At 43.7% G+C, this 12649-nt stretch carries 12 protein-coding genes and 1 pseudogene; 1 reads left to right on the top strand and 12 read right to left on the bottom strand.

Features of this window, described 5'->3' with window-relative positions:
- Positions 1–391 (top strand): HD domain-containing protein (locus UF75_RS27580; RefSeq protein WP_082075266.1); only part of this gene is annotated, 391 nt, incomplete at its 5' end.
- Between the two features lie 76 nt (positions 392–467).
- Here UF75_RS27580 and UF75_RS21080 read toward each other — a convergent pair.
- From UF75_RS21080 to UF75_RS21025, 12 genes and pseudogenes are all read right to left on the bottom strand, one after another.
- Positions 468–734 (bottom strand): hypothetical protein, encoded by a 267-nt coding sequence (locus tag UF75_RS21080; RefSeq protein WP_045576525.1) that lies wholly within the window; start codon positions 732–734, stop codon positions 468–470.
- Positions 735–813: 79 nt separating this feature from the next.
- On the bottom strand, positions 814–1680 hold the full coding sequence (locus tag UF75_RS21075) for a PHP domain-containing protein (RefSeq protein WP_045576524.1): 867 nt from the start codon (positions 1678–1680) through the stop codon (positions 814–816).
- Between the two features lie 36 nt (positions 1681–1716).
- Positions 1717–2670 carry a dipeptidase gene (locus UF75_RS21070; RefSeq protein WP_045576523.1) on the bottom strand — a complete coding sequence of 318 codons (954 nt, stop codon included), beginning with the start codon at positions 2668–2670 and terminating at the stop codon, positions 1717–1719.
- A gap of 88 nt (positions 2671–2758) precedes the next feature.
- Entirely contained in the window at positions 2759–3019 is a 261-nt protein-coding gene (locus UF75_RS21065) for a stage V sporulation protein S (RefSeq protein WP_045576522.1), read from the bottom strand.
- 198 nt (positions 3020–3217) lie between these two features.
- Positions 3218–4000: a TIGR00282 family metallophosphoesterase gene (locus UF75_RS21060; RefSeq protein ID WP_045576521.1), complete on the bottom strand. Its 783-nt coding sequence runs from the start codon at positions 3998–4000 to the stop codon at positions 3218–3220.
- 174 nt (positions 4001–4174) lie between these two features.
- Positions 4175–4702: a hypothetical protein gene (locus UF75_RS21055; RefSeq protein ID WP_045576520.1), complete on the bottom strand. Its 528-nt coding sequence runs from the start codon at positions 4700–4702 to the stop codon at positions 4175–4177.
- A 168-nt stretch (positions 4703–4870) separates the two neighbouring features.
- Positions 4871–6418 carry a ribonuclease Y gene (gene rny / locus UF75_RS21050; RefSeq protein WP_045576519.1) on the bottom strand — a complete coding sequence of 516 codons (1548 nt, stop codon included), beginning with the start codon at positions 6416–6418 and terminating at the stop codon, positions 4871–4873.
- Positions 6419–6707: 289 nt separating this feature from the next.
- Positions 6708–7247, bottom strand: a complete 540-nt coding sequence (locus tag UF75_RS21045; RefSeq protein WP_045576518.1) for a regulatory protein RecX — start codon at positions 7245–7247, stop codon at positions 6708–6710.
- Positions 7225–8265, bottom strand: coding sequence for a recombinase RecA (recA, locus tag UF75_RS21040; RefSeq protein WP_045576517.1), 1041 nt, complete (start codon positions 8263–8265; stop codon positions 7225–7227). The genes UF75_RS21045 and recA overlap by 23 nt, the downstream gene beginning before the upstream one ends.
- Positions 8266–8496: 231 nt before the next feature.
- A complete protein-coding gene (locus UF75_RS21035; protein ID WP_156146551.1) occupies positions 8497–10116 on the bottom strand; it encodes a DEAD/DEAH box helicase in 1620 nt (539 codons plus the stop codon).
- Positions 10117–10136: 20 nt separating this feature from the next.
- Complete coding sequence (locus UF75_RS21030) at positions 10137–11381, bottom strand: competence/damage-inducible protein A (protein ID WP_045576516.1); 1245 nt, start codon at positions 11379–11381, stop codon at positions 10137–10139.
- A gap of 248 nt (positions 11382–11629) precedes the next feature.
- Positions 11630–12649, bottom strand: a pseudogene (locus UF75_RS21025) (AAA family ATPase); the annotation flags it as partial.

Raw genomic sequence — 12649 nt, 5'->3', positions numbered from 1 at the left:
CCAGCAATCACTTCCCGATCAGAGACACGCAATCGATGTCGCCCAAAGCATTATTAAAGCAAGACACTCCTTATCCATAGAAGACTTTAAAAACCTGGTTACTGCCTCACTCCTCCATGACTGCGGAAAATCCGTTATTTCCCTCCGCCTCTGGCATCGAGTGTTTATTGTCCTCATACAGAAGACGCCCCAGTACCTAAGGTCACGCCTAGAAAAGGGTCATTCTATTTTCTCATATCCATTAAAGATAGACACAAGACACGCCCTTTGGGGGGGTTATCTTGCTGAACAAGCAGGATTAAATCCTAATATTTGCCGGTTAATTCGCGAACATCATAACCCTAAAACCGATTTAGGCCGTCTTCTAGAACAGGCGGACAATAACCATTAGTGGATATAGAAATTTGGCTACAGCCATCCTTGGCCAGCGTCCTGTATATAAAAGCATAAGTCACCTAGCGGCTGACTCATGCTTTTTGAACTGAAGTATCGACTTTTTCCTGAAGTTCAATAATTTCCTTGTTTTTTGAAAAAATCCATTTTGCAAATCGCTTATTGTCTCGTTGTAAACGCACATTTTCTTTTTCAAGGTGATGAACTAAGGCCACCTTTTCTCGTTCAACCTTTTCTAGCAAGTTCATAAGCACCCGACGGCTTACCCTCAAATGTTCTACACGCTGCTCAAGTTCACCTATCCGAGCCCTCAGTAAATTTATTTCGTCCTTAGAATCCAATACCTTACGCCCCCCCGGCTCTATCTATAATCCTAGTCTATGCCGGGAAAATACATTTTAACCCTTTAACGGAAAAAACCTAAGATTCTCTAATCATGCTCAAACGGTTTTGCTTGGCCAGACTAAAGATCTGCTCAACGACATTGAGAGACACGCCCCAGCGACCGACCTCTACTCCAGGTTTCCTTGCTTCGCCGTGAAAATCTGAGCCTCCCGTAGCTAGTAAGTTATATTGCTCAGCGAGGGTACTGTATCGTAAGACATCCTCCGGCTTATGTTCCGAATGCTGAACCTCAATCCCTTGGAGACCTGCTTCGATCCAGGCAGGTATCCCTTCTTCTAGGCGGCCAATCCCGGGGTGGGCAAGAACAGCAACTCCTTGAGCTTTACGCACTAATTCGATCCCCTCTTCTGGGGTCAGTTTATAGCGTGGAACGTAAGCAGGCGCACCTCTTCCGATGTAACGTTCAAACCCTTCCTTAATGGACCGTACAAATCCACGATTTAAAAGAACCTGAGCGATATGTGGTCGTCCGATCGATTCTCCTTGAGCAAACTGTCGAACTTCATCCTCGCTAATATCAATTCCCAATGTTGCTAAGCGATCCAGAATATTAAACATGCGCTGTTCACGGGCTTCCCTTAATCCTCCAAGTTTTCCCTTTAGGTAACTTGATGAGCCATCTAATTCATAACCAAGAATGTGGACCTCTTCCCCATGCCAATTTGTATTAAGCTCAATCCCTTTAAGGATCTGTATCTGATAGTTGGATCCGACATCCTCTGCTTCATCCCAACCCTGAATTGTGTCATGATCCGTAATAGCAACCCCTTTTAATCCCAATTCTGCAACTAAGCGGACCAGTTCTGTTGGTGTCAATAATCCATCAGATGCGGTCGTGTGACAATGCAAATCTGCTTCGTATAGGGTATATGGTGAAACCACGAACTTAACCCCTTTTCTTGAATCTCTATTCCTCTTTTATTTTAACACGTCCGTCAATAAACGCATAAAATTCTGACTTGAAATTTGCTCAATTTCCCGTGTTGAAAACCCCACCTTTATTAAATCTTCCAATAATCCAGAGTAATCTCCCACATGTTCAAGCCCCTCAGGTACTTCATTTATGCCGTCAAAATCTGATCCTAATCCGACCGTCTCTACTCCAGCCACCTCAGCAATATGGCAAATATGGCGAACGACATCTTCACGTCGTGTTCGACTCGTCTCTCTTAAAAATTGCGGATAAAAGTTCACCCCGACAACTCCTTTATGCTTGCCTAAGGCACGAAGTTGTTGATCAGATAGATTTCGTGGATGAGAACATAAAGCCTGTGCACAGGAGTGGGTAGCTGCAATAGGAGCCTTCGATAACTCCAGAACATGCCAAAAACCTGCCTCATTAAGGTGAGATACATCGATAAGCATCCCCAATTTATTCATGTGTAAAACAACGTCTTGTCCTAAATTTGTCAACCTACTCTGAGTCTTAAATTCACCAATTCCATCAGCTAAAGCATTGCGCTGATTCCAAGTTAGACCTAAAGCCCTGACCCCCAATTTATAAATAATATCTAACATAAAGAGGTTCTCTCCCAGGATTTCTCCTCCCTCAACACTCAGCAGGATACCGATTCGAGCTGGATCAGGAATTTGTTGAAGCTCTTGTTTCCCTAACACAAGAAAAACCTGATCCGGATAATCCGCAATAAAGCGATGAGCTCCTTCAATCAATTGTAACCCTCGCCAAGTTGCCATAACAGGCTTATACATCTCCTCAATATAGGCCGCCATAAACTGGAGAGAGATTCCAGCAAGCTTCGCTCTTTGTGTATCCCAATGCCCACCTTGTGAGGGATCCTGTAATGTTCTTTCCCCATTGACAAAGTGAATTAAACTATCACAGTGCCCATCAACAATGCAAAAATTCTCCATATTAACCTCCTCTTAACCATAACGAAACAAACACCTGTCTGCTTATGGAATAAAGCAAACAGGTGAATTGACCTAGTCTTCCCTTCGTTTAGCGTGGCTGAACAATTAACTTAATAGCAGTTCTTTCTTCCCCGTCAATTAAAACATCCGTAAATGCTGGAACACAGACAAGATCGACTCCACTAGGAGCCACAAAACCACGAGCAATGGCTACCGCTTTGACAGCTTGGTTGAGAGCCCCAGCTCCAATGGCTTGTAACTCAGCGCCTCCTCTCTCACGCAGAACTCCGGCAAGAGCTCCTGCAACTGCATTCGGGCTAGATTTAGCTGAGACTTTTAATACCTCCATAGATACAATCCTCCTGCTCGACTTGATTTTACAAGTATTACCACAACATAGAATATATGTATTCGAGAACAGGCAGACAAAATCCTCTATTATGGAATAAGAATTTTCAGATTTCTATCAGACATTAAAAGCGATGCAAATTACACCCGTTACGTGCTATATTCCGTTATATTCGTACTTCGTGCATCTTGCCTCGATCTAAGCCTCTGCAACCCGTTGGATTGCTTCGATCTGTCGAGCTTTTCCAGTCTCCTCATCGATGTCTAAGACAACAGCATTAATCTGAATGGGACCGCTTGCCAACTCAAACTTCGCAGGTAATTGGGTTAAGAAACGGTTAATAATAATCTCCTTTTTTACACCCAAGACGGAATCTCGTGGCCCTGTCATACCAACATCCGTGATATAAGCGGTCCCCTGGTGAAGTAAACGCGCATCCGCTGTCTGAATATGTGTATGAGTTCCTAAGACAGCGCTGACCTTGCCGTCCAGAAACCAACCGAGTGCCATTTTTTCCGAAGTAGCTTCAGCATGAAAATCAAGGATAATGATCGGGGTTTCTTGCCTCATTTGGTTAACCCAGCGAATCGCCCCACTAAAAGGATCGTCTAGAGATGGTAAAAAGATGCGCCCTGAAAGATTAAGAACTCCGATCTTCCTCCCCATGACTCTTATAAATCCATGCCCTTGCCCCGGTGCTCCAACTGGATAATTTGCTGGACGAATAAGTCTATTTTCACGATCAATGAAATTCATGATATCTCTATTATCCCAAACATGATTACCCATTGTCATAAATTCAATGCCATTGCTATAAAGTTCCTCGGCAATCTCTTTTGTTATCCCTTTACCAGCCGCAGCATTTTCACCATTAGCGATCGTCGCATTAATCTTATATTCCACCTGAAGTGGTTTTAAAAAACGTTTAACCGCTTCCCTTCCAGGCTTACCTACAATATCCCCAATAAAAAGTATGCGCAAAAAATGTCCCCCCTTCCAAATCGAGGTTCGAAGCTCGATGTTCGAAGTTTGCACATCGAATATCCCACATCGCACCTAAACGCTATCCATAGAATGCCATTATGCTTACTCTTTAATACTGTTTCGATATCCAAACAACATGCATCGCACATTAAACTTCGAGCATCGCATTCGCTATGACTTAAAGACCAAAACACGTCCTTCCTCTCGCAAAGCCACGACGTTTTTCTTCATAGTATCGCTCTGGATTGAATAAAGCATTTGAGAAATCATTTCCTCTTGGAAAATTTGTTCTTCTTCAGGTAGATACATTTCTTCATAGAGCAACTGTTTATGGAATTTTCGCTTTAACAATTCTACAATAAGCCCGACCTCTCGTTGGGTCATACTATCCACATCTCGAGTTACAGTAATTACACACACTTTTTCTTCGTTCCGGTATGTGATATCAAAAACTCTCATTGTTCGACCTTCAAGCTGATTGAAAAATTCTACTGCTGGTTTTAGCATGTCTTGAAGAGAGGAGTCTACTTGAGGCTTTGTAAGCATAAACGTGAACTTTAGGGCATGTTGCTCACACCAATAATGCACAGTTCCTACCTCGGCGTATCTCAATAAAATTGAGGTTAGTAGCCCTACTCCATCTTGGGCACGTCCTCCCTCCTGAACACGTCCTCCGTCTCTATATAAATTACTAAACATCCTATTTCAGCCCTCTCTTATACGCTGTCCTAACATGTAATTATTCGGCGTAGGCTTGCAAACTCCTGCATAAACCATTCTCAGGCAAGCTGGTCATATTTGGTATGGGTTTATAAATAGAAAACAGGCAACCCGCTGGATTGCCTGTTTTAACATCTCGCCATGATACTATTTCGCAAAGTCAACCGCTCTAGTCTCTCGGATTACAACCACCTTAATTTGTCCGGGATATTCAAGTTCCTCTTCAATTCGTTTACTAATTTCACGAGCTACACGTGGAGCGAGCACATCGTCAATCTTATCGGGTTTAACAATAATACGAACTTCTCGTCCAGCTTGAATAGCAAAGCACTTTTCGACCCCTTCAAAACTTTCAGCTATTTCTTCAAGTTTTTGTAAACGTTTAATATACGTTTCAAGGGTCTCCCTGCGTGCACCAGGGCGAGCAGCCGAAACAGCATCAGCAGCAGCAACGAGTACTGCAACAATAGTTTTAGGCTCTACATCGTTATGATGAGCTTCAATGGCGTGAAGAACATCACTAGATTCCTTGTATTTTCTAACGAGATCAACCCCGATTTGGACATGGGTTCCTTCAAGGTCATGATCTACAGCTTTGCCAATGTCATGCAGAAGTCCCGCCCGCTTTGCAAGTTGAATATCTACCCCTAACTCTGCTGCCATTAATCCGGCCAGATGGGATACTTCCGTTGAATGCTTCAAGACATTCTGTCCATAACTTGTGCGGAATTTTAGGCGCCCAAGCAATCGAATTAATTCAGGATGCAACCCGTGCACACCAGTTTCAAACGTTGCCTGTTCTCCCTCTTCCCTGATCTTTTGGTCTACTTCTTTCTGAGCCTTTTCAACCATTTCTTCAATACGCGCCGGGTGAATACGTCCATCTGCAATGAGTTTTTCCAAAGCAATTCGCGCAACCTCTCGGCGAATTGGGTCAAATCCTGATAAAATAACTGCCTCTGGTGTATCATCAATGATAAGATCAATTCCCGTCAGGGTTTCCAAAGTCCGAATATTTCGTCCCTCACGGCCGATAATTCGCCCTTTCATTTCGTCACTAGGCAACGCTACAACGGATACAGTTGTTTCTGCCACATGATCGGCTGCACACCGCTGTATCGCTAAGGCAATAATATTCTTTGCCCGCTTCTCAGCTTCTTCTTTGGCACGAGTCTCAATTTCCTTAATCATGATTGCCGATTCATAGCGTACATCTTCCTCAACACGCTTAAGAAGCAATTGTTTGGCCTCTTCCGAGGTCATTCCTGACAAACGCTCAAGCTCAGCTTGTTCTTTGCTAACGATGTGGTTCAACTCTTCTTTTAGCTGTTCAACTTCGCTATCTTTGCGGTGCAGATTTTCCTCTTTGCGTTCGAGTGATTCAATTTTACGGTCTAGACTTTCCTCTTTTTGGACCAAACGTCGTTCAAGCCGTTGGAGTTCATTACGCCTCTCCCGCGTTTCCTTTTCAACTTCATTGCGAATATGCATGACTTCTTCTTTAGCAGCAACGACCGATTCTCTCTTCTTGCTTTCAGCAGCTGAATGGGCATTCTCAACAATACGTTTTGCCTCTTCTTCTGCAGAACCGATACCCTTTTCCGCAGTATTTTTACGGAAAAGCCATCCTGCTGAAATACCTAGACCTAATCCTACTAGAACAGAAACTAACCCGGTAATAAATAGTTCGATCATACGTCTACACACCTCCTTGTTTGAAAAATTTTTCTATTTTTTCGCATTAAAAAAGCTGGTTTCCAAAACCAGTCACTTTAAGCATAACCTTAAAACAGGGTTTTCCCCTGTTTCCTACAAACTGTCGCTCGCTAGTCATAAAACCCGTATTTTAGCTAACTACAACAAAATCTATAAGAACACCTTTAAAGGTTAAATCTTAACAGAGACAGGTCTCTGCTAAGATTTTAATATCATTTGCAAACAATGTCAAGCTTGTCCTAAAGTGGCTCATTCTATACACTAGGGCCTACTCCGTGTCATTATTAAGACAGACCTCAGGGTTAGCAAGTACTTTCCATACAAACTCCGTAGGATAACCGCGTTGAATAAGCTTTCGAGCGACTTTTTGCTGTATCCACAATTCACGTGGTACAGTCCGCTTGGCAGGGTCTGATTCACGTCTTTGCTCCCAACGCTTACCCTCTTGAATCCACCATCGCTTGGCAAGCGCTAGACATTGCTCATATTCCATAGCACTTGAATAGGTTGATTCCAACGTTTGCTCAATTAATTGGGGGCTAAGCCCCCGATTTTTCATGTCCTGTTGAACCCTTCTCCGCGAATAATGCTTAAGTCGACTTTCCGAATACATCAAAGCGAAATCTTGGTCGTTTAAGTAGCCTAATTTTTGAAGTCTATCCAGCACTTTTTCGATTTCAGAGCTTTCGAAACCCTTTTCTTGAAGGCGTGTCTCTAACTCATAATGAGTCATCGAACGACGGGATAAACTATCCACCGCCACGACCATAGCACTCTTAGGAGGTTTAGATTTCGTCAAGTGAACCATCGTCCTCAGTTACGTTACTCGTCTCCACAGCACTCATATTAGCACGAATCCTTTGTTCAAGCTCTTTGGCCTTATCCGGGTTCAGCTTAAGGTATTCCTTAGCATTCTCGCGGCCCTGACCTATCCGCTCACCATTATAAGAGTACCAGGCACCCGACTTATTAATAATTTCCATTTCTGCCCCAATATCCACAATGCTTCCTTCGCGAGAAATCCCTTCTCCATACATAATATCGAAATCTGCCATCTTAAAGGGTGGGGCGACTTTATTCTTCACGATTTTAACCCGAGTCTTATTGCCAATGACATCTTGGCCCTGTTTTAAAGCTTCTTGCCTGCGAATATCGATCCGAATCGTAGCGTAGAACTTAAGAGCTCGTCCGCCTGTCGTCGTTTCTGGACTTCCAAACATGACGCCAATTTTTTCTCGTATTTGATTAATGAAAATTACGCACGTATTGCTTTTGCTAATTGAGCCTGTCAACTTTCGCAAAGCTTGAGACATGAGACGGGCGTGCAAACCAACATGATTGTCACCCATTTCGCCCTCTATCTCGGCGCGAGGAACTAAGGCGGCCACAGAGTCCACCACCACAACATCCACAGCGGCACTGCGGACAAGAGCCTCGCAGATTTCAAGCCCCTGTTCTCCCGTATCTGGTTGGGAAACGAGTAAATCGTCGATATTAACCCCTAAGGCTTTGGCATATACTGGATCAAGTGCATGCTCAGCATCAATAAAGGCGGCCACTCCACCTAATTTCTGTGCCTCTGCGATAATATGGAGTGCCACTGTGGTTTTTCCTGACGACTCAGGTCCATAGATCTCGATGACTCGGCCGCGAGGAACCCCTCCAACTCCTAAAGCAAGATCTATCGCCAAGGAACCTGTTGGAATGACATCGAGCGCCAGCCCTGCCGAAGACTCCCCAAGTTTCATGATGGAACCCTTACCAAACTGCTTTTCAATCTGAGCTAGGGCAATGTCTAATGCTTTTAACTTATTAGTTTCCGCCACTCTGTAACCTCCTCATCAGGGTCATACCCCAAAACATCTGTTCGGTTTCTATTATAGATGTACCCCTTAATACTTGTCAATTTGTTTATCTATAACCGACAGCAAAACAAATTATTTTACAATTTAATTAAACAGAACCTTTCACTTCAACTCATTTCATTAAAGTAAAAGGCTCCAAAATTTTAGAGAAATAGGATTACTATAACAATGTCAAGAACTTTATATCCGTGGTTAAAATTCTGCATTTTCACGGGCTTTGGCTGGCTCAACACTGACCTTACGCCCTTTTATGATAGTCTGATGCATACAACTCTGAACCCTTGACGCATACTTTTCAGGAATCTCAACAAACGTAAATTTATCATAAATATTAATCATGCCAATCGTATTTCCGGAAATTCCACTTTGATCTGCAATCCAACGGATAATATCCTGAGGACGAATTTGTTGGATTCTACCGATGTTAATAAAAAAGCGAACCATTCCTGCTGAGGCCCCAGTATTGGCAAAAAGCCGCTCATCTTGATCTTTAGCTTCAGAGTGCTCTTCTACATTTGCGCCCTCGACTGCAAACTTTAAGGCAGCGGCCGCTACATCAATCGAATCGTATTCCTGGAACAATTCCCCAACGATCGCCCGATAATTACCGAGACGATTACTCTGGATTAGCTTCAAAAGTTGATTCTTGAGATTTTCAGCTTGCCGCTCACTGATATCCGCCATTGAAGGAAGCTCTAGTCGCCGAATTCTCGTCTTAATAAGATTTTCGATGAGACGTAGTTGGCGATACTCTTTCGGGGAAATCAAAGTGATAGCTTGACCTTTACGTCCGACCCTTCCAGTCCGCCCGATCCGATGCACATAGGAGACAGGATCCTGAGGAATATCAAAATTTATGACATGGGTCACATTATTAATATCCAAGCCCCTAGCTGCTACATCCGTGGCCACCAATAATTCAGATTTTCCATCTCTAAATCGCTTCATGACTCGATCTCGTTGTTGCTGACTTAGATCTCCGTGCAAAGCATCGGCAAAATAGCCTCGGGCTTCTAGTGCCACTACGAGCTCATCCACTCCGCGTTTTGTACGGCAAAAGACAATTCCCTGTCCAATATCCTCCATATCTATAATCCGACCAAGGGCATCAACTTTGATACTTTCCCTAGTCTCATAGAAAACTTGATCAATCAGCGGAACGGTTAATTCATCCCGACTGACCGTAACAGAACGAGGAGAATTCATATAAGTTTGAGCCAATTTGCGAATTCCAGGGGGCATCGTTGCCGAAAAAAGTAAAACCTGCCGACCTTCTGAAGGAACCTCCTTTAAAAGGCTCTCAATGTCCTCAATAAAGCCCATATCCAGCATCTCATCAGCTTCATCGAGAACCACCATTTTCACATGTTGGAGACGAAGTGTCCCGCGGTTCAAATGGTCTAACAACCGTCCTGGGGTTCCAACTACCACCTGATATCCCATCCGTAAGGCGCGAATCTGACGATCAATGGGCTGTCCGCCATAAATCGGTAACGGTTTAACATGCCGATACTTTCCAAGCTTGGCAATTTCCTCTGCAACCTGAATTGCCAGTTCCCGAGTTGGTGTGACAATCAGGGCCTGCACCGCTTGAAATTTAGAATTTACCCTTTCTGTAATAGGGATCCCAAAAGCAGCCGTTTTACCGGTTCCGGTCTGGGCTTGCCCTATAAGATCAATCCCTTCCAGGGCAACTGGGATTGCTTCTATCTGAATTGGTGAAGGCTCTTCAAACCCCATTTCCGATAAAGCTTGCAAAACCTGTTTGCTTAACTGAATATCTCCAAAACTTTGTAAACGTTCAACCATCACCTATTAGTTAGCCCCTTTCGTTAGTTAGATAAACTGACTCTTACCCTGTTAAGGGCTGCCTGAACGGTTAAGCTACGGACAGATTCCCGTTCTCCGTATAACTGAATTCTTTCCGCTTGAACACCCTCAGGTGTAGCTATGCCAATAAATACAAGACCCACTGGTTTTTGATCACTGCCTCCATCTGGACCTGCGATCCCTGTCGTTGAGATCGCCAGATCAGATCCGGTTTTGGCACGGATTCCTTCTGCCATTTCTTTAGCAACCTCTTCACTCACCGCCCCAAACGCGCTAAGGGTTTCCTCATTAACCCCAAGTAACCCTTGTTTGAGAGAATTAGAATAACTCACGACTCCACCTAAATAAAATCCAGAACTTCCTGGTTCTTGAGTGAGCGCAGCACCCAGTAATCCACCGGTACATGACTCAGCCGTTGAAATAGTCAGATGTCGATCGTGTAATAGTTGCCCGACAATTCCAACCATGGTTTCCTGATCCCGGCCAAATACTTTGTTTCCTAAACGCAGACGGATTTCCTCTTCTACTCGATTTAAAGCTTCAACCGCTTCTTTGGACGTCTTTTTCGTACTCCTCGCCACCAAGCGAATGTGCATTTCAGCTCGTTTAGCCAGCAATGCCACTGTAACTCTAGGAAGTCTCATCAGTTCGTCAAGTACTTCCTCAATTGCCGATTCTCCTATCCCAAAGACTTTTAGAACACGCTCGTTCATTCGTTCGATATCAGGTTCCATGATTTTCTCTAATTCCGGCCAAACATAATGATCAAACATAGGGTGCAGTTCAAAAGGAGGACCTGGCAATATTACAACGATCTTATCGCTTTTTTTAATAATGGCCCCTGGGGCTGTCCCAATGGGATTAGGCAAAATTGTCGAGTTTGTAGGGAAAAAGGCCTGTTTTTCATTACTCACAGGCATAGGCGCTTTGCGACGACCAAAAAACTGCTTAATCTGTTCTAAACTGGAGGCGTCTAACTCCAACTTTAAATCTAAGACTTTGGCAACTAGTTCCTTCGTTAAGTCATCTGCAGTCGGGCCTAGGCCTCCTGTCGTAAATACGAGGTCTGAACGCACGAGCGCCTGACGCAACACTTGCTCTAAACGTTTGGGATTGTCACCGACTGTGGTATGATAGTCGACTTCAATGCCCAAAGTCGACAGTTTTCTTGTCAAGTAATGTGCACTTGTGTTGAGGGTTTCTCCAAGTAATATCTCAGTCCCCGTTGAGACAATTTCAGCTTTCATATAGTTTATCACTCTCCTATTGTCAACGCAAATAAACACGAAAGTTCGTGTTACAAATTCATGGAAACAAGTTTCCATGATACTCCCCATTAAATTATTTCTAATGTAACTCAAAAATATCCTTCTTTTTATGTAAAAACTTCCGAAATGCTTGACTGTCTTCCGATAATTTACGGTGTAAACTAACGGAGCCTTCCACTACATTTAAAGTGAAAGACTCCGTTGATAAGCAGTTACTGCCCATAGATTTAGGCGACATCGATTAAATACATCCGCAAAGCATCTCCACTTAACGTTTCCTCATCTTCTAAAATCTCAGTAATTTTGACTAAGGAATGTTTATTCTTTAGAAGGATTAACTTAGTTCGATCTTCGAGGTCGGCTAATATAGCTTTCGTCACAAGCTGACGATGTTCAGCATCCAAACGAGAAACGTCCGTCACGCCAAGTGAAGACATACCCGAAAGTAGCATCCTCTCAACCAGATTAAGGGCTTGTTCATAGTCACCCGCTGCCCCAGTACTCCGGGCACCTAGGATCTCCTCTTCTGCTAATGCCCCCGCTAAGGCTACCATTATCTGCTCTTCCAACATCGCCTGTGTATATAAATATAAATCATCTTTTGGATAATGCCGTACGTATCCTAAGGCATTTCCTCGTGACCGGATCGAAACTTGAGCAACTGAGTTGGGGCGGACCACTTCAGCCAGCAACGCATGCCCACTCTCATGAATAGCAACACGCCGTAATTCTTCCGCCGTTGGCTTGCGATCCAGTTTTTCTCCCAACATCACTTTTTCGACTGCTTCATGTAAATGACCCTCACATATTTCGCTCGCCTCATCTCGCAAAGCAAGAATGGCAGCTTCATTCGTGAGACTTTCCAAATGGGCTCCTGAAAACCCAAATGTTTCATGGGCGATATCTTCTAAGTTCACCTCTTGAGCCAGAGGTTTATGTTTAGTGTGAATTTTTAAGATAGCTAGACGACCTTCTTTATCAGGAAGATCTACTTTTACTTGCCGATCAAAACGCCCTGGGCGCAGCAAGGCTGAATCTAACGCTTCCGGACGATTCGTAGCAGCCATTACCAAGATAGGCGCTCCTTGCTCAGCTTTCAACCCATCCATTTCAACTAACAATTGATTTAGGGTTTGGTCATACTCATGATGAGATACATTGCTGCCACGCTTCGCCCCTAAAATGTCCATTTCATCAATAAAAATAATCGCACTTGTTTTCTTTTCTTTACGTACCTATCTCGCGCG

It is taken from the genome of Desulfosporosinus sp. I2 (assembly GCF_000960765.1).
In the GTDB taxonomy this organism is placed as follows: Bacteria; Bacillota; Desulfitobacteriia; order Desulfitobacteriales; family Desulfitobacteriaceae; genus Desulfosporosinus.
The sequence above is the reverse complement of the archived record's forward strand: the minus strand, read 5'-3'. Positions and strand labels throughout refer to the sequence as shown.